The 20,810-nt window shown below is 37.9% G+C and carries 24 protein-coding genes and 2 pseudogenes; 2 read left to right on the top strand and 24 right to left on the bottom strand.

Annotated elements, in window-relative coordinates:
* Nucleotides 1-719: 719 nt before the first annotated feature.
* The 11 genes and pseudogenes from purR to metG form a co-directional block, all read right to left on the bottom strand.
* A complete protein-coding gene (gene purR, locus JCM12304_RS13780) occupies nucleotides 720-1,532 on the bottom strand; it encodes a pur operon repressor (protein ID WP_019376372.1) in 813 nt (270 codons plus the stop codon).
* A gap of 65 nt (nucleotides 1,533-1,597) precedes the next feature.
* Nucleotides 1,598-2,449 carry a 4-(cytidine 5'-diphospho)-2-C-methyl-D-erythritol kinase gene (ispE, locus tag JCM12304_RS13775; protein ID WP_060681010.1) on the bottom strand — a complete coding sequence of 284 codons (852 nt, stop codon included), beginning with the start codon at nucleotides 2,447-2,449 and terminating at the stop codon, nucleotides 1,598-1,600.
* A 171-nt stretch (nucleotides 2,450-2,620) separates the two neighbouring features.
* Nucleotides 2,621-2,806, bottom strand: coding sequence for a small, acid-soluble spore protein, alpha/beta type (locus JCM12304_RS13770; RefSeq protein ID WP_019376374.1), 186 nt, complete (start codon nucleotides 2,804-2,806; stop codon nucleotides 2,621-2,623).
* Nucleotides 2,807-3,081: 275 nt separating this feature from the next.
* Entirely contained in the window at nucleotides 3,082-3,348 is a 267-nt protein-coding gene (veg, locus tag JCM12304_RS13765) for a biofilm formation stimulator Veg (protein WP_019376375.1), read from the bottom strand.
* A 218-nt stretch (nucleotides 3,349-3,566) separates the two neighbouring features.
* Nucleotides 3,567-4,438 (bottom strand): annotated as a pseudogene (gene yabG, locus JCM12304_RS13760) (sporulation peptidase YabG).
* A 218-nt stretch (nucleotides 4,439-4,656) separates the two neighbouring features.
* Nucleotides 4,657-5,535, bottom strand: coding sequence for a 16S rRNA (adenine(1518)-N(6)/adenine(1519)-N(6))-dimethyltransferase RsmA (gene rsmA / locus JCM12304_RS13755; protein ID WP_019376377.1), 879 nt, complete (start codon nucleotides 5,533-5,535; stop codon nucleotides 4,657-4,659).
* Complete coding sequence (gene rnmV, locus JCM12304_RS13750; protein ID WP_019376378.1) at nucleotides 5,528-6,097, bottom strand: ribonuclease M5; 570 nt, start codon at nucleotides 6,095-6,097, stop codon at nucleotides 5,528-5,530. Before rnmV ends, rsmA begins: the two co-directional genes overlap by 8 nt.
* 828 nt (nucleotides 6,098-6,925) lie before the next feature.
* Nucleotides 6,926-7,066, bottom strand: coding sequence for a 3D domain-containing protein (locus JCM12304_RS20410; RefSeq protein WP_369813170.1), 141 nt, complete (start codon nucleotides 7,064-7,066; stop codon nucleotides 6,926-6,928).
* Nucleotides 7,060-8,178 (bottom strand): resuscitation-promoting factor, encoded by a 1,119-nt coding sequence (locus JCM12304_RS13740; RefSeq protein ID WP_369813169.1) that lies wholly within the window; start codon nucleotides 8,176-8,178, stop codon nucleotides 7,060-7,062. Before JCM12304_RS13740 ends, JCM12304_RS20410 begins: the two co-directional genes overlap by 7 nt.
* Before the next feature lie 278 nt (nucleotides 8,179-8,456).
* A complete protein-coding gene (locus JCM12304_RS13735) occupies nucleotides 8,457-9,227 on the bottom strand; it encodes a TatD family hydrolase (RefSeq protein ID WP_060681006.1) in 771 nt (256 codons plus the stop codon).
* Between the two features lie 78 nt (nucleotides 9,228-9,305).
* Nucleotides 9,306-11,267 (bottom strand): methionine--tRNA ligase, encoded by a 1,962-nt coding sequence (gene metG, locus JCM12304_RS13730; RefSeq protein WP_060681004.1) that lies wholly within the window; start codon nucleotides 11,265-11,267, stop codon nucleotides 9,306-9,308.
* A gap of 320 nt (nucleotides 11,268-11,587) precedes the next feature.
* Here metG and abrB point away from each other — a divergent pair, with 320 nt between their 5' ends.
* Nucleotides 11,588-11,869: a transition state genes transcriptional regulator AbrB gene (gene abrB, locus JCM12304_RS13725; RefSeq protein WP_019376382.1), complete on the top strand. Its 282-nt coding sequence runs from the start codon at nucleotides 11,588-11,590 to the stop codon at nucleotides 11,867-11,869.
* A 71-nt stretch (nucleotides 11,870-11,940) separates the two neighbouring features.
* A complete protein-coding gene (locus tag JCM12304_RS19410) occupies nucleotides 11,941-12,270 on the top strand; it encodes a hypothetical protein (RefSeq protein WP_040953883.1) in 330 nt (109 codons plus the stop codon).
* 298 nt (nucleotides 12,271-12,568) lie between these two features.
* Here the strand turns inward: JCM12304_RS19410 and rsmI are convergent, their stop codons facing one another.
* The 13 genes and pseudogenes from rsmI to JCM12304_RS13655 all read right to left on the bottom strand — a co-directional run bounded on the left by rsmI (nucleotide 12,569) and on the right by JCM12304_RS13655 (nucleotide 20,803).
* A complete protein-coding gene (gene rsmI, locus JCM12304_RS13715; protein ID WP_060681002.1) occupies nucleotides 12,569-13,450 on the bottom strand; it encodes a 16S rRNA (cytidine(1402)-2'-O)-methyltransferase in 882 nt (293 codons plus the stop codon).
* A complete protein-coding gene (locus JCM12304_RS13710) occupies nucleotides 13,428-13,721 on the bottom strand; it encodes a GIY-YIG nuclease family protein (protein ID WP_060681000.1) in 294 nt (97 codons plus the stop codon). Before JCM12304_RS13710 ends, rsmI begins: the two co-directional genes overlap by 23 nt.
* Nucleotides 13,708-14,454, bottom strand: a complete 747-nt coding sequence (locus tag JCM12304_RS13705) for a tRNA1(Val) (adenine(37)-N6)-methyltransferase (protein WP_060680998.1) — start codon at nucleotides 14,452-14,454, stop codon at nucleotides 13,708-13,710. The genes JCM12304_RS13710 and JCM12304_RS13705 overlap by 14 nt, the downstream gene beginning before the upstream one ends.
* 76 nt (nucleotides 14,455-14,530) lie before the next feature.
* Nucleotides 14,531-14,842: a DNA replication initiation control protein YabA gene (gene yabA, locus JCM12304_RS13700; protein WP_202395589.1), complete on the bottom strand. Its 312-nt coding sequence runs from the start codon at nucleotides 14,840-14,842 to the stop codon at nucleotides 14,531-14,533.
* 50 nt (nucleotides 14,843-14,892) lie between these two features.
* A complete protein-coding gene (locus JCM12304_RS13695; RefSeq protein WP_019378917.1) occupies nucleotides 14,893-15,717 on the bottom strand; it encodes a PSP1 domain-containing protein in 825 nt (274 codons plus the stop codon).
* A 5-nt stretch (nucleotides 15,718-15,722) separates the two neighbouring features.
* Nucleotides 15,723-16,712 carry a DNA polymerase III subunit delta' gene (gene holB / locus JCM12304_RS13690; protein ID WP_060680996.1) on the bottom strand — a complete coding sequence of 330 codons (990 nt, stop codon included), beginning with the start codon at nucleotides 16,710-16,712 and terminating at the stop codon, nucleotides 15,723-15,725.
* Nucleotides 16,713-16,738: 26 nt separating this feature from the next.
* Complete coding sequence (locus JCM12304_RS13685; protein WP_317617847.1) at nucleotides 16,739-17,155, bottom strand: YaaR family protein; 417 nt, start codon at nucleotides 17,153-17,155, stop codon at nucleotides 16,739-16,741.
* Between the two features lie 66 nt (nucleotides 17,156-17,221).
* Nucleotides 17,222-17,551 (bottom strand): cyclic di-AMP receptor DarA, encoded by a 330-nt coding sequence (darA, locus tag JCM12304_RS13680; protein ID WP_019378914.1) that lies wholly within the window; start codon nucleotides 17,549-17,551, stop codon nucleotides 17,222-17,224.
* Nucleotides 17,520-18,192 (bottom strand): annotated as a pseudogene (tmk, locus tag JCM12304_RS13675) (dTMP kinase). The gene darA and the pseudogene tmk overlap by 32 nt, the downstream one beginning before the upstream one ends.
* The gene (locus JCM12304_RS13670) at nucleotides 18,189-19,625 is read right to left on the bottom strand and encodes an aminotransferase class I/II-fold pyridoxal phosphate-dependent enzyme (protein ID WP_060680992.1); all 1,437 of its coding nucleotides are present in this window, start codon (nucleotides 19,623-19,625) and stop codon (nucleotides 18,189-18,191) included. Before JCM12304_RS13670 ends, tmk begins: the two are co-directional and overlap by 4 nt.
* 185 nt (nucleotides 19,626-19,810) lie before the next feature.
* Complete coding sequence (locus JCM12304_RS13665) at nucleotides 19,811-20,002, bottom strand: sigma factor G inhibitor Gin (RefSeq protein ID WP_019378911.1); 192 nt, start codon at nucleotides 20,000-20,002, stop codon at nucleotides 19,811-19,813.
* 64 nt (nucleotides 20,003-20,066) lie between these two features.
* Nucleotides 20,067-20,330: a pro-sigmaK processing inhibitor BofA family protein gene (locus tag JCM12304_RS13660; RefSeq protein WP_019378910.1), complete on the bottom strand. Its 264-nt coding sequence runs from the start codon at nucleotides 20,328-20,330 to the stop codon at nucleotides 20,067-20,069.
* Nucleotides 20,331-20,587: 257 nt separating this feature from the next.
* Nucleotides 20,588-20,803 (bottom strand): YaaL family protein, encoded by a 216-nt coding sequence (locus JCM12304_RS13655; protein ID WP_060680990.1) that lies wholly within the window; start codon nucleotides 20,801-20,803, stop codon nucleotides 20,588-20,590.
* Nucleotides 20,804-20,810: the final 7 nt, after the last annotated feature.

The raw sequence follows: 20,810 nt of genomic DNA, 5'->3' as shown, positions 1-20,810 counted from the left end.
ACCACCTTTTCCCTTTTGAACTTATTTAAATAGTTCAACAAAAGAAAAGAAATTCCTGCTTAATTATTAAAAAAAATAAAATATTTATAAAATAATTTTAAAGCGAAAGAAAAAAGAGCTTATAAATACTTTTTCCTAAGGTGAAAGTACTATGAAAATCGCAAGCGCAACCTTTAAATAAAAATATAAAAAATACCACGCAACTATTTCTAACATATCGGAATCACTCAATGAGTCGAAAAATAAATAAACTGCGATGTAACTTGGTAGTAGTTTATCTCATTTTAAGGAGATGAATGGACCCATTGATTTCCACTGCAGGGGGACGCTTTCCGCCGGCATGGCTTCAGCCGCTTCCTCCGCTACGCTTCGTGCAGGGTCTTCAGCTCATGCTATTCCGGCAGGAGTCGCCCCCTTCCGCTTCAATCAATTCGTACACAGCATATTCTAGGGTATGCAGACGCAATTTTCTTCTTAGGTATAAGTAAATAGTAGCGAAGGAAAAATACGGAGACCTGGGGGAGATGAGGCATCGGTGAGACCCCGGAATGCGTAGCATGAGGAGGCTCATCAGCCGCCCCCGGAAAGCGCAGTATTTTTCCGTAGCGGTGTTATTTAGCTATTTTATATTAATTGGGAAATAAGTTTTCACTACGTCGCAGTTCCCTCCTACTACGAATGTACGAGATAACGTTTTATCCCAACATTTGCAGTAGGACCTATTTAATCAGATTACCTGCATGGACTTCTATACTTTTCTCTTTAATATTTACATTGGATATCTTAACAAGAGATGTATAATCTTCAACGACACGCTCTTCTTCCTCATCATCAGCTTCTGCTAACACACCAATAGAGGTAACATTAGCATTAAATTCATCTAAAAGATTTACAATCCCATTAATTGTGCCTCCGGCTTTCATAAAATCATCAATGATACATACATTAGCACCTTCCCAAAGGCTTCTTTTCGGCAAGACCATTGTTTGAATCTTTCTTGATGATCCAGATACATAATTAATACTTACAGAAGAACCTTCTGTAACCTTAGGATCGCGTCGTACAATAACTACAGGTACATCAAGGAAGGAAGCAACGGCGTATGCAAGAGGAATTCCCTTTGTAGCTACGGTAACAACGACATCAATATTTAAATGTGAAAAAGCAGATGCAAAAATCCTGCCTATTTCTCTCACCATTTTAGGGTCACCAAGCAGATCACTCATATAAAGATACCCACCTGGCAGAATACGTATTGGGTCCTCCAATTCCTTACACAATGTATCAATAAATTGCATGTTCTTTTGCTTAGAGGATTCAGGGATAAACATTACTCCTCCAGCAGCACCTGTTGTCCGCTTAAGAAACCCGAGCCCTTCACTTTGGAACACACTGTCAATGATATCCATATCCTCACTGATTGAAGCTTTTGTTGTATTTAAAAGGTCCACAAAATAAGGAAATTGTGTATGTTTTCTTGGATTTTCAACGAAAAAATTCGTCAATGCAACCAACCGATTACTTCTTTTCATTTCTACACCTCAAAACCGAATATTTACCAATTAATATATCATTATTATATGTTTTTTAGCAATAGCTAGCCTAGCAGTCGTACAAGGTATACCTCGTCACAAAAACCACACATACTATTATAAATTCTTCTGGCTTTACTGTGATGCTCCACTAAGCCGTACACAGTGGGACCACTGCCACTCATTAGAACACCAGACGCTCCCGCCTGTACCATTGCTTTTTTTATGCGTAGAACCTCTGGATGTAAATTCATTGTTATGGCTTCCAATGAATTGCCAATATAGTCACACATCGATTGAAAATCTCCACTGTTTAAAGCTCTAAGTATTTGACTTGTATTCGGATGGGAGATTTCTTTCATATCAATACGCTGAAAAATTGTTCGCGAAGATACTCCAATGTCCGGCTTTGCTAAAACAACCCAGCCAGGTGGGGGTGAAGGAAGTCTTTCTATCTTTTCTCCCCTACCTGTAGCAATCGCTGTTTTACCTTGAACACAAAAGGGCACATCCGTACCAATCATGTCACCCATTTCCTGCAATTTCTCTGTCGGGATATTTAATGACCAAAGCCGATTTAGCCCTCTTAATACAGCTGCCGCATCTGTACTTCCTCCACCAAGACCGGCTGATACAGGAATCGATTTTTCAATATTAATCCGAACTCCCTTACGAATACGATATGTATCCTTGAAGACTTTTGCAGCCTTATATGCTAAATTTCGTTCATCACTCGGTACATATCTGCTCTCCAATGCAACCTCAATCCGGTCTTCAGCGATTTCAGACAACATCACCCTATCTGACAAGTCGATCGTTGTCATAATCATTTCCACATTATGATAACCATCATCTCTTTTACTTAATACATCAAGGGATAAGTTTATTTTTGCAGGGGCATTTTCAAAAAGTGCCATCACCGTCACCTTCTTGTATATAGATATTCAAATTGTAACATATTAATAAACATGAAAGCGACTGCTTAATGATAGGCGAAACAGATGTATTTCTATCTTCACTCCTGGCAGACTTCATCACTTAACTTAATTAAAAGTACATATATTTCTCTTCTTTAAAAAGAGCAAACCCTATTCGGATTTGCCCTTCTGCTGCATATTTTGCTCAGCCATTTCAATAGCCCTCTTTACCATGTTACCGGCATCCCTTGCCCTAATGCCTCCCCAACCTTCCTGCTGTACCGTGTCGTAAAATCCTAACTCTTTAGCAATTTCTTCTTTCAAGTGGTCTGACATAATCCCTCTTCGTCTAGCCATGAAAGAACAACCCCCTTTAATTAATGAGTTACCTTACGACACTTATAGTTTATGTGTTTATGGAGAATTAACTCAGGCAGATACTTGTAAAAAAGGAAATAAATAAAAAAAGACTCAGCGCCTTGCAAGGAAGGGGACAGGCTAAACTCGCTCCGTCCTTCGACACTGGAACGCCCTGTGCGTCGGAGCTGGCCGTTCCTCGATAAGAACAAAAACCAGAATTCCTCACATTTTATACGTTAAAAAGTCATACAAAAAGCAGTAAACAAAATTGTTCACTGCTCAAGGATTGTTGCTATTGTTCTTTCATCTAAAAAACTTAACTCTACGGTTTCCGTTAGAACATCTGCGTAGCTGTATGAAACACGCTCGAATGCATTTTCTTCTTGGTCCAGTTCAACAATAAATACTGAAGGGTAGGTTTCAGCAAGTACACCCGATCGCTCGATCGTTTTTCTGCGACCACCGTTCGCTTTAAGTGTTAAACGCTTTCCAACGTGACCTTCAAGACCTTGCTTAATTTCGATTAATGTTTTAGCCAATACAATCCACCTCACTGATTTAATTATATCACAGGCATGTATTATAGTCAAATAAAACTTTATATTATAACAAGATACCTTTTTTCTTGTCAACAATAATATTTGTCTATTTCTAATATTATTTGTAAATGTTAACAAATTATGTATCCTTTTTTGTCAAAATTATAAAGTGCAGACAAAGAGGTCGTTCTTTCCTCCCTTTTTGTCTGCATAAAAAGTTAGTAATTTTCCAGATTGTCGTCTATATATGGAAGTCCAGTTCGAAGGATACCTCTTGTTTCTACCCCGCCCATTCCTTTTGTGCCAGTAATGTATTACGCAAGGTTTCCCATACATTGACCTTCTCCATAAATGGTGTATACGCTATTCTGGCTGCTACATATACTGGGTCCAAGGCATGAATATTCACCCTTAATGGTGAACTGGCAAAATTGGCACCCGCACGAATAAGCGATTCGAAGTGTGATTGGCAAGCCCCTGCAAAAATAATTAATTGGTCCATGTGTGGATTAATATTTCTCGCTTCCCTTACAGCTTCTGTAAAGTACTTGGAGTGCCTATATGCATGGAGGTCTCTTTTTGCTCCTTTATTCTCCGAATACGAATCATGTCCTGTTATAACAATTATATCTGGTTGTATTTTTTTAACTAAATCCCCAATTTGATGAGGCATATCCTTTTCATGAACATGGACACCATGAATATGCAGTCCCATACGTTGGTATAGCTCAATACACTTTTTCAGATAGGTTTGGTCCCCATCCAAGTGAAGTACCTTTGCAGGCAGTTGAAAATAGCTTTCCTCGTATTTATAACCGTCTGTTGACTGGTAATCGCGTTTTTCCTTCATTAGCTTGTAATCCTGGCGAAATAACCGATAGGAGAACTCTTCTTTTTCTATTTCTTTTTTTCGTCTTTTTTCAAGTTCTCTTCCCTCAACCTTTACCAAATCTTTTGCTGGAGCATCTGCTTCCAGGCGAAAATCCTCTCCGTGTAATTTCACCTTCTCCTGGTGTATCGAAGCAACACGAAATAAAAGATCATGCTTATAAGATATTCGTGTTACTAATTCTCCTTTTGAAAAGCTCATACATTCACCCCACAGCCCTTCAAGACAAAATATTACTTCTATAGGCTATGAAAGCAATTAGCTATCTGTGCCATTAGGGAACCTGGATATTGTGCTAAAGAAGAATATTTTTAAGAAGCGGCAGAAAGGCACAAAAGCTAAAACGCCTATAAGGATGTGGATCTATGATTATTTGCTATATTAAAAAAGCTATTGTGTCAGCCACAATAGCTCTCTTACTATTTTCTATTCCGATAAAACGCATTTGCCATTCGAGCAAATTCCTCCATGCTGAGGGATTCCCCTCTTCTCGTGCCGTCAATCGCTATTTCTTCAAGAAGGAGTGAGATTTCCTCTTTATTATAATCCTGTTTAAAATGACTTAGTAAATTATTTCTTAATGTCTTTCTTCTTTGTGCAAAGCAGGCTTGAACAAGGGTAAAGAAGAAATCTTCATCATCTACCTCTACTGGAGGTTCTTCCCTTGTAACTAAACGCAGAATTGCGGAATCAACATTTGGCTGAGGCATAAATACTTGTTTTGGGACATTCATTACCACTTTTGCATTTGTATAATATTGAATAGCAATCGTTAAGGATCCATAACTTTTACTATTCGGCTGTGCGGCCATCCGTTCTGCAACTTCTTTTTGGATCATAACTGTAAAGCTGGCTACAGGAAGTTTTTCCATTAGTAGCTTCATAAGTATCGGTGTTGTTATATAGTATGGTAAATTTGCTACGAGATGCACAGGCTGATCGGGATGAAAGTACTCTTCTATTGCAGTTCTTACATCTGCTTTAAGAATATCTTGATGTATAATTGTTACATTATTATAATCACTTAGTGTGCTATTTAAAATGGGTAATAAACGCTGATCAATTTCAAATGCGAGCACTTTATCAGCATGTATGGCTAACTGCTCTGTTAATGCACCAATACCTGGGCCGATCTCTATTGCTCCTGCTCCCTTATCAATTCCTGCTTGCTTCAAGATATTTTCCAGAATATTAGCATCCACAAGAAAGTTCTGTCCCAAGCTTTTTTTAAAGTGAAAAGAGTAGGTGGATAAAATTTCCTTTGTACGAGAAGGGGTCGCAATAAACTTTTTAGACATCCTTATTTTCCTCCTGCTGTATCTGATTTATAGCTTGTTCGAACTGTTGCTTTGTTATCTCAAACATGGTAAGCCGCTTAAGTAGTTGTTTTCCATTTGTGTGACCGATATGAAGCAGTTCTCCAATTTTTTCTCTACGCTTGCTCGCTTTATTGCCGCCAAGTAGGCCATAATAAACGAGATCTTCTTTTGTTATCTCACTCGTTTTCTCCTCCGCCAATTCATAAACGCCAAGCAAAGCATTTTGAATTGCTTCATTGGTTGCGTGCTCGATACCAAGGCTTTTATTTTGTGGATGTTTTGCTCGTGCATTATCTTGTGTCAGAAAAGCATGCTTGCATCCTGGAACTGCTTGATCAATAATATGGCGAATACGTTCACCAGGATAATCCGGATCTGTAAAGATAATAATACCTCTTTTATCTTTTGCATGCTTAATCCTTTTTATAATTTCTTTGTTAATAGCTGATCCATTGGTTTCAATTGTATCAGCATGAACAGCTTGTTGGATTCTTGTTGTATCATCTCTTCCTTCTACAACAATTACTTCTTTTATCTTCAATCTTTTTCCTCTTTCTCTATTAAATTAAATTTATGATTGCTTTACCTTTACACAGCTGGAGTAAAATGCGAACTGGAGAAATCTTTTATAAGTATTAAGCCATGGTAGAAGCGGATAACCCCATTGATTTCCACTTCAGGGGGGACGCTTTCCACCGGCATGGCTTCAGCCGCTTCCTCCGCTACGCTCCGTCCAGGGTCTTCAGCTCATGCTATTCCGGTAGGAGTCGCCCCCCTTCCGCTCCAATCAATTTGTACAAAGCACATTCCGGGTGTAGGTGAACGCAATTTTTATTCCTAGATATAATAGTAAATAGTAGCGAAGGGGAAATATGGAGACTCCTCGAAAATGAAAATACACATTTTCTTCGTGCGATGCCCTGCTGACGAAGCTTTCCTTGTCCTGTGGGAGGAGAGGCCTCGATGAGACCCCGCAACGCGTATAGGGGCTGGAAGGCTAAAGACGCGACGTCCTGGGACTTCGTAAACTCGTCCCACCGAAAACATTTGGGGCTGCGCATACTCGCCCCACCAAACCCCATTGTCGCAACGCCTTCATGACCAACATCGTGTTGGCCCGAGGCTCATCAGCCGCCCCCGAAAAGCGCAGTGTTTTTCCGTAGCGGTGTTATTAAGTTAATTTTAGTGATTTATTTTTCGAAACGGCCGTTTAAAGAACTACCAAGTTAGTTCGCAACTTATCTATATTAGGAATTTCTTTACCATTTAAATTACCGTTTAACCATAGTAGAATAAAGAATACTCTTATCATGATATCATGATAAGAGTATTTTTTCCTTTATTTTATGAACTTATAATTAATGCATTGTTAATCAAGAACCTTTACCTGAACTGTTCTTCGTCCCCAGCTGTAGGCGGCGCTTTTCGTTGGTACATGGATATCAATACGATTTCCCACAATATGTCCACCTGTATCACCTGCAATTGCTTCTCCATATCCCTCTACCATACTCGGGAGCCTAACGGGATAACACTTGGGTCTACAGCAATTACTTTTTTGTTTGGATTGGCATTTAAATTAATCCCTGTAGTTGTATAACCAGAACAACCAGAGCAGCTTGCTGTATAAGCACTTGCACTCATTGTGAACACTTTTCCACCAGATTTTTTTTCTGATGGCTCAGACTTCTTACTAGACTTAGGCTTTTCACTGGATAGAGTAACTACATTTGCCTTATCCTTCGCCTGTGCTTTAGGCTGAGGGGCTTTTGTACCAACCGCAACAATATGCTTTTGACTCGCTTTTGTTATTTTTTCATCAATTAATTCACGTTTTACTTCTTTTCCGTTTTCCTTGATCACTTTGTATTTCTTAACTACCGCTCCATTCTCCCCTTGAGAAATAACTTTTTCCTTGCCCTTAGCCAAAGAACTGTCATTTTTTTTCTCTGTTTCAAAAGCAATTGACTCTGTTACCTCATCGGTTACTTTCTCTACATCAATAACTTTAATAGTCATATCTTTATCTACTTGTTTATCAAGACCTGGTTCAATTTTATCATCATCATCATAATCTATATTTGCTTCTGCTAGCAGATCCTTTACCGATCCGCCTGTAGTCCAGCTCTTTTTGTCTTTTTTTCCATCTTTGATTGTAATTTGGTAGGCTTTTTTCACATCAATATGTAGTCCATCTTGAATTGCTTCACTGCTTTTATGTGAGATTGCATCATGATCTGTAAATTCAAGATTATTCTCTGCGAGGAATTCTTTGATAGTAGATTTTGTAGTGTAATATTCCTTTTCTTCTCCATCAATGCTTATAATAACCTTGTTTGCTGTCTTATAATCGATTTCCATACCAGCTTCGATAGGTGTATCCTGTTCATGTGATAATTCATCATGTTCTCCTACACTTATTCCAGCCTCTGCCAGTAACCCTTTTACTGTATCCGCATGTGTTTTTACTGTTTGCTTTTCTCCGTTATCTATTACTATTACTTCTGCCTTCGATGCTTCAAATAGTACGAAACCTGAAAAAACGACAAGTGCCAAAACACCAATACTTGAAATTACCAGCTTCATTTTAGACGCCGGCATCAGCTTTGAAAAGATTCGCATGCTCCTGCCTCCCTTTAACGCATTTTGATTATATTAACAGTTATATGCAAAGTCAAAGCTTTTCCGTTTACGGTTGGTTTACATTTAAATTACATCAGGTTGTCTATATTACATTTATGTAACAAAAGCGCGGGAAAACATTGGCAGGACAATATCCCATGATTTTCCTCCTTTGTAACAAAAAAGACCAGATTATTCATCTGATCTCTAAAAAAATAGTCCTTTTTTCATAATTTGTTAAAAAGGGAAGGATTTTCTCCTTGTGAATTTTGCAATCCTTATGAATTGATCTTAAAAAGATTCCTTGCATTTTCTGTCGTTATTTTACCAACTTCCTCGAAAGATATCCCCCTAATTTCAGCAATTTTTTCTGCCACAAGTTTTACATAAGCTGGCTCATTTCTCTTTCCACGATTTGGATGTGGTGCTAAAAATGGGGCATCTGTTTCGATTAACAACCGATCTAACGGCACCTGTGCTGCGACTTCCTTTGGTAGAGGGGCATTTTTAAATGTTACTGGGCCACCTAACGAAATGTAGAAGTTCATATCCAAGCAGGCTTGCACATAATCAACGGAATCATTATAACAATGCATAATTCCTCCCACTTCTTTTGCATTTTCCTCTTGCAATATTTTTACTATATCCTCCGTAGCTTCCCTGTTATGAATAATAATTGGCATATTTACTTTCTTGGCTAATTGGATTTGCTTACGGAATACATCCTTTTGGATATTAGCAGGTGATTTATCCCAATGATAATCCAATCCCATTTCCCCAATAGCTACTACTTTAGGGTGAGAAGATAATTCTTCAATCCATTGTAAATCTCCATCCGTCATGTCAATTGCATCTACCGGATGCCAGCCTACAGCTGCATATATGGTGTCATAATCCTCTGCTATTTCAATAGCTAAAGGTATCGTCTCTCTATCAAAACCTACCACAACCATGTGCTGTACCCCTGCATCAAACGCCCGCTGAATCGTGTCTGTCCGGTCCTCTTCAAATTGTCTCGCATTTAAATGAACATGTGTATCAAATAGCATGAAATTCCTCCTTGTATATAGCCTGCGTAAAATGGAAAAGGCCAATCATTGATTGACCTTCCCCTCATTATATTTCTTTTATTTAATTACAGATCCGTTAGGTAAAGTTTCATCAACTGCTGTCAGAACAAGCCCTCCATCTGCGTCTTCTCCACAAAGGATCATTCCCTCTGACATCTCGCCACGCAGTTTAACTGGTTTAAGGTTTGTTATACATATTACCTTTTTTCCGATTATATCTTCAGGTTCATAATATTTAGCGATACCAGATACTACTTGGCGTTTTTCTGTCCCTACATCCAACTGTAGTTTTAATAGTTTATCTGCTTTTTTAACTTTATCTGCCTGAATTATTTCAGCAACACGCATATCTACTTTCATAAAGTCATCAAACTCGATAAGCTCTTTGCTTCCACTTTCTTCTTTCACAGGTTTTTTCTCTTCCTGTACTGGTGGTTTTTGCATCATTTGCTTAATTATTTGTACTTCCTTTTCCACTTCTAACCTTGGGAAGATTGGATCACCTTTTTGAACACGCGTGCCTGCTTTAATTTGTCCTTCTGTATAGACACTATCCCATTCTTTTAAAGCTTCTTCTGTAATATTCAACTGTCTGAAGATCTCTGTAGGTGACTCTGTTAAAAATGGCTGAAGCATAACTGCTGCTTTTCTTAGTGACTCTGCTAAATGTGCCATTACGTTACCAAGTCTCTCTTTATTGGACTCTTCTTTTGCCAATACCCATGGCTCTGTTTCATCAATATATTTATTTGTCCGGCTAATCATTTGCCATAGGGATGATAATGCAACAGAGAATTGCATATTTTCCATTGCTTCCTCTACTTTTTCAACGGATTCCTTTGTAAAAGCTTCTAGCGCTTCATCAACAGCTGTTTCAGAAGCCTTATATGCAGGTATTTGTCCATCAAAATACTTCTCAATCATCGCAATTGTACGATTTAGAAGATTTCCTAGATCATTTGCCAAATCATAATTCGTACGTTCTACGAATCCTTCTGGTGTAAATACACCGTCAGATCCAAATGGAACTTCTCGTAATAAATAATAACGTAAAGCATCAAGGCCATAGCGATCAGTTAGTTTTACCGGATCCACTACATTTCCTTTTGATTTAGACATTTTACCGTCCTTCATCAAAATCCAACCATGAGCAAATACCTTTTTAGGTAAAGGTAAATCCAATGCCATTAACATAATCGGCCAGTAAATTGTATGGAAGCGTACAATTTCTTTACTCATTAAATGTACGTCTGCAGGCCAGAATTTCTTATACTTTGATTCATCCTCCGAACCGTAGCCTAATGCAGTGATGTAATTCGTTAAAGCATCGATCCATACATAAATGACATGCTTTGGATCACCCGGCACTTTTATTCCCCAATCAAAGGTAGTTCTTGATACGGCCAAATCCTCTAAACCTGGTTTTATGAAGTTGTTCAGCATTTCATTTTTACGACTTTCCGGTTGAATAAACTCTGGATGCTCATCATAAAACTGAACAAGACGATCAACATATTTACTCATCTTAAAGAAATAAGATTCTTCTTTCACCTTATCTACCGGGCCACCACAATCCGGGCAATGACCGTCATTTAACTGGCGTTCCGTAAAAAAAGATTCACATGAAGTACAGTACCATCCTTCATACTGGTCTAGGTAAATATCTCCTTGTTTAAGAAGCTGATCAAATATTTTTGCAACGACTTTTTTATGTCTTTCTTCAGTGGTTCGAATAAAATCATCATTGGATATTTTTAATTTCTTCCATAGGTCTTGAATGCCACTTACAATATCATCCACATATTCCTGTGGCGTCATGCCTTTTTCTTCTGCCTTTTGCTGGATCTTTTGACCATGTTCATCTGTACCTGTCAGATACATGACTTCATATCCGCGCATCCTTTTATAACGAGCAATTGCATCACCTGCAACTGTAGAATAAGCATGTCCAATGTGTAAATTGCCACTTGGATAGTAAATTGGAGTAGTTATATAAAATGTCTTTCCGTTTTTTTCCATGAATCTACGTTACCTCCTCAATCCATTCCCAACATAAATTTAAAACTATTTCTATTGTAGCTTTTATCACGGATTTTGCCAAATACCGTGCAAGTATAGTATTAACCTAAAAGTGTAATCAATTAACAAATTTTCTATTATATTTTTATTTTTTAGAAAACCATATTGACATAAAAAGGATTACTTGATATTCTATTGCGTAGATATATGTCGAAAAATGACGATTTTTTTATATCATATAATAATAATAAGGGGATTGAATGCTTACATAAAGTAAAATTATTCAGAGCACTCTTTCTACCTAATAAGGGGGACAAATGTTGAAATCTACAGGAATAGTACGTAAAGTTGATGAACTTGGGCGTGTGGTAATACCAATTGAACTGCGTCGTACACTGGATATCCATGAAAAAGACGCTATGGAAATTTACGTGGATAATGATAAAATCATCCTAAAAAAATACCAATCTAATATGAGTTGTCACCTTACTGGGGAAGTATCTGAAGATAATCTTTCTTTAGCAAATGGTAAACTTATAGTTAGCCCGGAAAGTGCTAAACAATTGGTTGACGAAATCCAATCCAGTCTCAACAAAGAATAAAGAGAAACGTTGAGCTGGTCTTGGGGGTCGCTAAAAAGCTTGATATCCATTAAAAGAACAAGAGCTGTCAAATGACAGCTCTTGTTCTTTTATTTATAACTATTAATGAGATTAAAGTAATTCGTAAAATAGATAAACTACGACGTAACTGTAAGTATTGTAAATTACTGTTTCTAAAAGATACACTACTAAAATATATTTTAATACGTTTTGATGATCATCTACCGCCATTGATTTCCATTACAGATGAACGCTTTCCGCCGGCATGGCTTCAGCCGCTTCCTCCGCTACGCTCCGTGCAGGGTCTTCAGCTCATGCTATTCCGGCAGGAGTCGTCATCTTCCATTCCAATCAATTGGTATGTGCTATTGATTAATTTGAGGTATTTAAGAATTGAATAATTAGCTCTTATCTTTAATCTTTGAGATATACACCTTAGCGAAGGAAAGATATGAAGACTCCTCGAAAATGAAAATACACATTTTCTTCGTGCGATGCCTTGCTGACGTAGCTTTCCTTGTCCTGCGGGAAAAGCGAGACTAGCGAGACCCCGCAGAACGTAACGCTAGTGGAGTTCGAGGAGGCTTGCAGGCCGCCCGCGGAAAGCGTAATATTTTTCCGCAGCGAGATTTGGTGCTCCACCACTAGTTCGCATTTCCCTCCAACTACGCATTAATGCTTGATTTAACTAAAGCCTGTTTATTCCTCTTCTATATGATACGCCTGATAAATTTCCCTTTTTGGCACATTGCGATCAACTGCTGTTTGCTTAATTGCCTGTTTACTTGATAATTGCTTTGAATCAATATAATTGTTTACATGTTCCATAACAGATAATTCTTCCCACCATACAGTTTGTTCTGATTCCTCTTCTTCGGAGTCATTACCTTCAACAACTAAACAAAACTCTCCCTTCAGTTCCCCATTCTCTGACCAGGAGATTAGCTCTTCTATGGAACCACGAGCATACTCTTCAAACCGCTTCGTAAGTTCACGTGCAATAACTAAGCGTCGATTCCCAAACACTTCCATCATTGCTTTTAACGTATCCTTTAAACGATATGGCGATTCATAAAATAATAAGGTTGCTTGCAGCTTTGCCAACCTATTTAGCTCATTCATTTTGTCCTTCTTTTTACGAGGTAAAAATCCGTAAAAATAAAAAGCATCTGTAGGAAGACCAGAGCCAACCAGTGCACAGAGAGCAGCATTCGCGCCAGGAAGTACAACAACCTTTTGATCCTGTTCAATTGCGTGCTTTACCAATTCATAACCTGGATCCGATATTGCAGGCATACCGGCATCACTTACAATAGCAACCTGCTCCCCTTTTCCCAGCCTAGTTATTAATTGATCTTCCCTACTCATTTTATTATGCTCATGATAACTAATTAACTTTGTTTTAATTTCAAAGTGATTTAATAGCTTTCTTGTGTTCCTCGTATCCTCAGCCGCAATAATATGTGCATTTTTAAGGGTTTGTAAGGCACGATAAGTAATGTCTTCTAAATTACCAATAGGAGTGGGCACAACATAAAGCGTGCCCGCTTCTTCTTTTTCAAAGCTTTTTTGAATTCTCATGTTCAATCACTTCTTTCAACCTGCCCCGGATTAATTGAAATTTTTCAGTCCGTGACAATTGTTTAATCTGATATTCCTTTTGCATAGCCTCTTGCTTTGTAGGGAATTTTTCAATATACATTACTTGAAACGGGCCTCGCCCTCTTGTATATTTTGCCCCTTTTCCTTCTTCATGCATATTTAACCTATGCTCCATGTCATTTGTATAACCAGTATACAATGTGCCATCACTACATTTTAATATATATACAGTATGTTCATATTCTGTCATAAATAATATCCTCAGCCTCTTTTGTGTAAGTTCCATCATCTTCATAAATATATAATGGTGGTAAAACTTTTAGATCCGGCTTCCCATCTCGAATGCCTTCAATTAAAAGCATATTTGCTTCCTTATTTCTTTTTGGATAAACGAATTGAATTCGTTTCGGTTCCAGCTTATATTGTCGGTAAAGATTGATAATGTCAACCAACCTCCCCGGGCGATGTACCATTGCTACTTTACCACCTGGGCGTACATGAAGCTTACATGCCTTGACTACATCTTCCAAGGTACAGTAAACCTCATGCCTGGCAATCGTTAAATATTCGTTTTGATTATGTTCTGTTTTAGAAGGTGTAGGAAAATAAGGAGGATTGCATGTCACTACATCAAACGTGCTTTGCCCTAAAACGGGCTGCATTTCTTTCAAATCACCATGAAGGACCTGAAGCTGTTCACCCAGTTCATTTAAATCTATATTCCGTTCAGCCATGTGGAAGATTCGCTTTTGGATCTCTACACCTGTAATTTTTGCTTTCGTTTTACCAGATAATAATAATGGAATGACCCCATTGCCTGTACATAAATCCAAAATACTTCCTTTTTTTCTTGGTATAGATGCAAAATAAGCGAGTAAAACTGCATCAAGGGAAAACGAAAACGCGGAAGGACTTTGAATAATTTTCATACTCTCATCTGCCAGCAAATAATCCAAGCGTTCATCATCATATAATTGTACCATTTCTTTTTCCTTTCTAAGCTGCTTACAACAGGCCGCTTAAAAGAAAGGCTGTCCCAAAACGGAGACAGCCTTTCTTTTATTTCGTTTTATTTAAAAAATCCAGGCAAAACATACAATCCTCATTACGCCTTGGGCTACCAAATTCAAGATTACATATATGGAATCCTTCTTCATATAATCTCGCTAAATTATCATAGCCTTCACCAGGGAAGCTCTTTGATTTTTGTTTGTTTTTAACTTTTGCCTCTTGTTCTTTATTTGTATGTTCCAAGTGGTTTCGCAAATTGTGGTTTTCCATAGCTAATCGGTGATTTTCCTCTAACAAATCACTTAATCGGCCTTTCAAATCACCTAATTGTTCATATAGTTCACCTATTTGCTTTTCCATATCAGAAACCTGATCAAAAATTTGCCTGTTTTTCACGCCTACTCACCCCATTATTCTGTGGCTTGCGCTAGAATTCCTTCTTCTATTAGTTCATCCATAGTATATTCGATTACTCGTTCTAATTCTGGAATTTCGATTTGGATGAGTCGTTCTAGGATGTTTAGACCAACTACTTTTCCTTTACCTAATGGTGTTCGAATAGTTTGTCCAATATCAGGTAACACACGTTTTGCTTCCTCGTATTCGTCATTTTCATACTTGAGGCAGCACATTAACCGACCACATAAACCGGAAATCTTTGCTGGATTAAGAGATAAGTTTTGATCCTTGGCCATTTTAATTGAAACAGGTTCAAAATCCCCCAAAAATGTGGAACAGCAAAGCATTCTTCCACACGGACCAATACCTCCAAGCATTTTTGCCTCATCACGGACACCTATTTGCCGTAATTCAATCCGTGTTTTAAACATCGCTGCCAAGTCCTTAACAAGATTACGAAAATCAATTCGGCCATCTGCTGTAAAATAAAAGATAATCTTATTCCGATCAAATGTATATTCTACTTCTACTAGATTCATATCCAGTTTATGTTCTATAATCTTTTGGGTACATGTATCAAAAGCTTTTTTTGCATGTTCCTGATTTTCAACTATAGTAAGCTTGTCTTTTTCATCTGCTAAGCGTAGTACCTTTTTCAATGGAAGTACGACATCTTCTTCGTCAACCTGCTTACTCGCAAGGACAACCTTCCCGAATTCCACGCCACGAACTGTTTCTACAATAACATAACTGTCCAATTCTATTGCATGATCTCCTGGATCAAAATAATATATCTTACCCGCTTTTTTAAAGCGGACACCAATCACTTCTATCAAATCACTCACCTCTGTATCTGAAGTGCTAACTGCTCTATTACTAATGTTGGCTGCACATTTTGCTTCAGCTTTCTTTTTGCTTGTAACACAGCATCCAATGTCTCTATTAACATATGTTGTGAAAAAGACATTGCCGCTTTTTGAAGCAACTCATCATCCAAAGTAAAGAATACGAGCGAGCTTTCATTACCTATTTGGTAGTAAAGAATATCTTTAAATGCTAAAAGCAGCAAATCCATGCCTTGTTCTTGTTCCGTCTTATCTTTAAAATGATTTATCCAATGGTTATGAACAAAAAGAAAGACATCTTTCGGATTCGTTACAAACATTTCTACTAATTGTACCACTATCTTTCTTGCTGACGCAAACCACTCATCATTGCTCATTTCAAAGGCTTCATTTAAATTATTAGTTAATGCACTCATCAGGGCAGCATTTTTGTTTGTCATGCCCTGCTCTAATAATTGCTGTTGAAAATCTCTGGTGTTTAGTGGCTTTAAATCAATAATTTGACATCTGGAGCGGATCGTCGGAAGAATGGACTGGCTATTTTCAGTAAGCATGATTGCTGTTGTTTGTTTGCTTGGCTCTTCCAGAAACTTAAGAATTCGGTTCGCCGCATTTGTTGTTAACGTTTCGGCTCCCTGAATAATATATACTTTTTGATTTGACTCCAATCCGGAATACGTAAACTCCTTTTGGAGATTTCTTATTTGTTCTATTTTAATTGATTGTCCTTCTGGAATTACCCAATGCACATCAGGGTGATTTCCTGAATCAATTCGTTTACACTCGGTGCATGAATGACAAGGCTCTATCCCATTTTTCTCTTTACAAAAAAGCCCTTTTGCAAGTAAGCGTGCAATATTCTCTTTTCCGGTTCCTCTTTTCCCCTGTAGTAAATAAGCATGGGAAATGCGATTTTTTTTCATACTGTTCATCAATATTTTTCCAGCTAACGGTTGAATATCTGCTACTTCTGCCCATGTCTTCATCTCTATCCGTCCTTATAAAAAACTTCTCACGTATATATATTAATAAGTAGTCCTTTAATTTCTCCAATCAGGCCTAAAATATCTACAGACTTCTTTTCTTGATTCATAATTTCTTCTGTCAATTCAACAAGCTTTTCATCCACTTCCTGAACGATAGATAATTGGCGGCTGCCCCCATCCATACTGAAGCTATGCGATGTGTGCAGCCCAAAACCTTTTGAAACCGTCTCCTGCAAGAAGCCTTTCACCATTCGTTTAAACTTGGCCAGTTCACGGAAAGTACGGTAACGAGCCAGTTTATCCCCCTGCAAGGAAATATCCTTAATCAATTGTTGCAAGCCTTGTTCACCTAAACGATGTACCTGGGATTGCAGTTGTTGATTAAAAGCCTTAGCATCAGCCTGTGTAGGACGAGAATAGGTTGCTTCGGTTTTTGCCTTCATTTCTGAATTAATTTTCATATAATCAGTTCCTTTTAACCAGTGCTAACAAGCTTTAGCAATGATTTATTAAAATTGAAAGAAGGATTCAATAGGCAGGATGAAACAGGTTGCCCCTCCAACCTCTACTTTTACTGGTTTTGGAATATAAGAATCCGCATTACCACCCATAGGTGAAATCGGAGCAACCATCTGCTCCCGATGAGAGCAATTTGCTTTAATGATTTCCAAAGCCTCATCTACATACGCATCCTCACAACCGATCATAAGGGTAGTATTTCCTTCCTTCAGAAACCCTCCAGTAGTGGCTAGCTTGGTTGTCTTAAAATTTTCACTACCTAACGCATCAACGAGCCGATTAGAATCTTTATCTTGGATAACCGCAATAATTAACTTCATTTCTTCATCTCCCTTTTTGCTAAATTAGTAGTAATACAATCAAATGCTTCACTCTCAACAGCATCTACCGTTTGGTCTGCATTAATTGTGTGAATACGCTCAGGGAATTTCTTAATTAATAGCTGATAAGCTTCATAAACCTGTTCATGAAAATGAAGCTTTTCCAAGTCCAAACGGTTTCTTTCTCTATTTTTATTCGCCGAAATACGTTCTAATCCTTTTTTTGGTGAAATATCAAAAAAAAGTGTTAAATCAGGCATGCAATCCTGTATGGCAAATTGGTTAATTGAAAATACCTCATCCATCCCTATTCCTCGTGCAAAACCTTGGTAAGCCAAGCTGCTATCTATAAAACGATCACATAGGACGATCTTTCCGTTTTCTAATGCCGGCAATACCTTTTCCACTAAATGTTGGCGCCTTGCTGCGGCATACAATAACGCTTCCGTTCTTTTTTCCATTTTAATGTTTAATGGATCAAGAATTACCCTCCTGATTTGCTCAGCAATTTCAATACCACCAGGCTCTCGTGTAGCTAGTACATCATAGCCGCTGGCTGTTAAATGTTGTGTCAATGATTCAAGAACAGTACTTTTCCCTGCTCCTTCGCCACCTTCAATTGTTATAAAATATCCGCTCACGTCGTTTCTTCTCCTTCATCAATCCCTGTAAAAATCCGAATCCCACTTTGATCCCGTAATTGGATTTTCACACCTTGCTTTGCCAACTTTTCTATAGCACTTATCTGATTTCCAGTAATCCTCTGCCCTTTTAATATCAGCGGGATTCCAGGCGGGTAAGGGATTACTGCTTCTGCCGCTATATATCCTAATGCCTTTTTATAAGACACTTTTTTAGAACTATACTGCTTCATTTCACTATATGACAATGCTAATTCCTCTATTTTTTCCGGAAAAAGCGTTGTTAATTCTATTGTATCATGCTTATGACTATTTTTTAATTGATCATTTATTCTTTTCACTGCTTTTTTTAACCTATTAATATGTTCGAAGGGTTTTAATCCAAGTACAAGTAATAGTTGGTTATGGGTTACGAGCTCTGGGTATATTCCTTCTGATTCAAAAAGCTTAGCTATTTCATTTGCAGAAGCAAATTGTTTCACGTGTAACGTTAATTTTAGTGGATCTTGTCCCCTTCTTACCAACCAATAATCTGATTCATTTAATAATTGCTCTACTTCTGCTGATTTTTCAATAATCATTACTTTATCCTCTGTAGTTACTGTCGCCAAAAAGAAGCGTGAAAGATCAAGTGAAGCCATCATTGGATAAGATGGACTGCTGGATTGCAGTGCTTGCAAATAGTGAGCAATACTTTGTTCAGAAACTCTTTCTGTTCGCATATGTAAATAAGAAGACATTGTCATCGCTGGAGCCATTTTGTGTGCCGATTGCACAACTACATCTGCTCCTAACTCCAAAGCGGACGGCGGAAATGGTCGGCCGATTGAAAAATGCACCCCATGTGCCTCATCCACTAAAACAGGTATATTATATGCATGTGCTTCTTCTATCATAGCCTGGAGATCATATGTATTACCATAATAGTCAGGATATGTTAATAGTACTGCTTTGGCATCTGGATATGTGTGAATTGCCTTCTGTAATGTTGCCATACTTGGATGAGTATATCTTTCTAATTCATCATCATATTCAGGATTTATAAAAATGGGACAGGCGCCACTAAGCTCCACCCCGTTCATAATAGACTTATGACTATTGCGCTGAACAATGACTCGCTCTCCAGACGAACATGTTGCCAGTATCATCGCAAGATTGCCGACAGTACTTCCTCCAACCAAGAAAAATGTATTGTTCGCTTGAAAAAAGTTGGCTGCCAATTCCTCTGCCTCTGCGATTATTCCATTTGGAGCATGTAGATCATCCAATCCACTTAACTCTGTCAGATCCATATGTAAAAGTGGATGAAAATAATCTTTCGCAAACTCGGGAAATATTTCTCCATTTTTATGACCTGGTACGTGGAAAGATAATGGTCTTTGTTTTGCATGGTTAATTAGTGCTTGATATATTGGTGTCTTTCTATGATCCATTTCTATTTCCTCCACCAGCTTTTTCTATAAGTGTAAATCACTTTAGTATAAAACCCCAAATAAAAAAGCGTAGGCGCTGGAGCTGGACATGGCTCATCCAGTAATAAAAAGCAGCCAGAGATTCTAAATTTAATAGTTTCCTAAGCAAACAAAAAAAGCCTTTGCGAGCAAAGACTTGTATCTATTTACGAATATAGCTTTGGTTTAGTTATATTTTTTAATTTTTGTAGGTAGTATGCATATTTTTCTTCTCTTGGTTCAGTGTGTATCATGTTATGCTCACACTCACAGCAGATAAACATGGTATATAGATGAATACCCTTCTCCTTCGGTTCTTCACAAATACCGCAACGTTCATTGTAAGTTGATTTATTCATTTCCCCACCTCCGTTAGAAATTAGTATCTCCTAATCTAACGGAAAATATTCATAGAATATTAGTTTATATTATAAATAAATGAATTGCTGCAAGAGAGGCTACTCCAAAAAGACCCAAAAATCCGGATATGCTCGCTGTAAATAGATTAATAGGAATATGCAGACCAAAGGCTCCGCCAAATACATTTACGAAAAATAAAAACAGAATGCCAATACCTAACTTTACTGTAGCCTGTCCAATAAAGCGCATCGGTTTTATTGGCGCGCCTACAAACAATAAGAGCACAATTAAACCAATCATAATAGAAATGATGATGGTCGAACTCATTATATTACCACTTCCTTCCCTCTTCCCCTTTCTAGTATATATGTAGGAGAGAAGAAAAAAAGAACCCCACTTCATGAAGGTAGTCTCGTAGGTGAGGATGGAGATATCAGCAGGAGAGCGAATTTATCCGCTGGAGAATTAATTAATCAGCAGGAGATAATTTTGTTTAAACTTAGTGGGTCTCCTATCACTCAAGCTACTTTTTGGTATTTAGACAACAAGAAAGGCAGGAAAATTATCCTGCCTTTCTTGTATACTTATTTATACCATTTCGCACTGACGTTTCGATGCCTTGCTTCTCTTAGCAAAAATAAGTATTTGGCTCGGGCTAATGTTTCCTGTTGCCTGCCTGCTTGATTTGCTTCGAAGCTTCTACCCATGAAAGATTCTATCTGCTTCCACTCATTCTCTATTTCATAAAAGGCGTCAAGCAATTGCCTATCTACATCATACTTCTTTATTTTTTTCCCCATGAGAAAC

This window comes from Virgibacillus halodenitrificans JCM 12304 (genome assembly GCF_001310895.1).
Lineage (GTDB): Bacteria > Bacillota > Bacilli > Bacillales > Amphibacillaceae > Virgibacillus_Q > Virgibacillus_Q halodenitrificans.
This window is presented reverse-complemented; position numbering and strand designations above follow the sequence as displayed.

Bases quoted from the DNA above. Each gene is read 5' to 3' on its own strand.
- purR (WP_019376372.1), bottom strand. From the start codon at position 1,532: ATGAAAAGAAGTAATCGGTTGGTTGCATTGACGAATTTTTTCGTTGAA.
- ispE (WP_060681010.1), bottom strand. From the start codon at position 2,449: ATGGCACTTTTTGAAAATGCCCCTGCAAAAATAAACTTATCCCTTGAT.
- JCM12304_RS13770 (WP_019376374.1), bottom strand. From the start codon at position 2,806: ATGGCTAGACGAAGAGGGATTATGTCAGACCACTTGAAAGAAGAAATT.
- JCM12304_RS13710 (WP_060681000.1), bottom strand. From the start codon at position 13,721: ATGACAGAATATGAACATACTGTATATATATTAAAATGTAGTGATGGC.
- JCM12304_RS13665 (WP_019378911.1), bottom strand. From the start codon at position 20,002: ATGAATAAATCAACTTACAATGAACGTTGCGGTATTTGTGAAGAACCG.
- rsmA (WP_019376377.1), bottom strand. From the start codon at position 5,535: ATGTCTAAAAAGTTTATTGCGACCCCTTCTCGTACAAAGGAAATTTTA.
- metG (WP_060681004.1), bottom strand. From the start codon at position 11,267: ATGGAAAAAAACGGAAAGACATTTTATATAACTACTCCAATTTACTAT.
- JCM12304_RS13670 (WP_060680992.1), bottom strand. From the start codon at position 19,625: ATGGATCATAGAAAGACACCAATATATCAAGCACTAATTAACCATGCA.
- JCM12304_RS13705 (WP_060680998.1), bottom strand. From the start codon at position 14,454: ATGGTACAATTATATGATGATGAACGCTTGGATTATTTGCTGGCAGAT.
- JCM12304_RS19410 (WP_040953883.1), top strand. From the start codon at position 11,941: ATGACAGCTCTTGTTCTTTTATTTATAACTATTAATGAGATTAAAGTA.
- JCM12304_RS20410 (WP_369813170.1), bottom strand. From the start codon at position 7,066: ATGGTAGAGGGATATGGAGAAGCAATTGCAGGTGATACAGGTGGACAT.
- darA (WP_019378914.1), bottom strand. From the start codon at position 17,551: ATGAAGTTAATTATTGCGGTTATCCAAGATAAAGATTCTAATCGGCTC.
- JCM12304_RS13655 (WP_060680990.1), bottom strand. From the start codon at position 20,803: ATGGGGAAAAAAATAAAGAAGTATGATGTAGATAGGCAATTGCTTGAC.
- yabA (WP_202395589.1), bottom strand. From the start codon at position 14,842: ATGGAAAAGCAAATAGGTGAACTATATGAACAATTAGGTGATTTGAAA.
- rsmI (WP_060681002.1), bottom strand. From the start codon at position 13,450: ATGAGAATTCAAAAAAGCTTTGAAAAAGAAGAAGCGGGCACGCTTTAT.
- JCM12304_RS13740 (WP_369813169.1), bottom strand. From the start codon at position 8,178: ATGCGAATCTTTTCAAAGCTGATGCCGGCGTCTAAAATGAAGCTGGTA.
- JCM12304_RS13735 (WP_060681006.1), bottom strand. From the start codon at position 9,227: ATGCTATTTGATACACATGTTCATTTAAATGCGAGACAATTTGAAGAG.
- JCM12304_RS13660 (WP_019378910.1), bottom strand. From the start codon at position 20,330: ATGAGTTCGACCATCATCATTTCTATTATGATTGGTTTAATTGTGCTC.
- JCM12304_RS13685 (WP_317617847.1), bottom strand. From the start codon at position 17,155: ATGAAGGCAAAAACCGAAGCAACCTATTCTCGTCCTACACAGGCTGAT.
- holB (WP_060680996.1), bottom strand. From the start codon at position 16,712: ATGAAGACATGGGCAGAAGTAGCAGATATTCAACCGTTAGCTGGAAAA.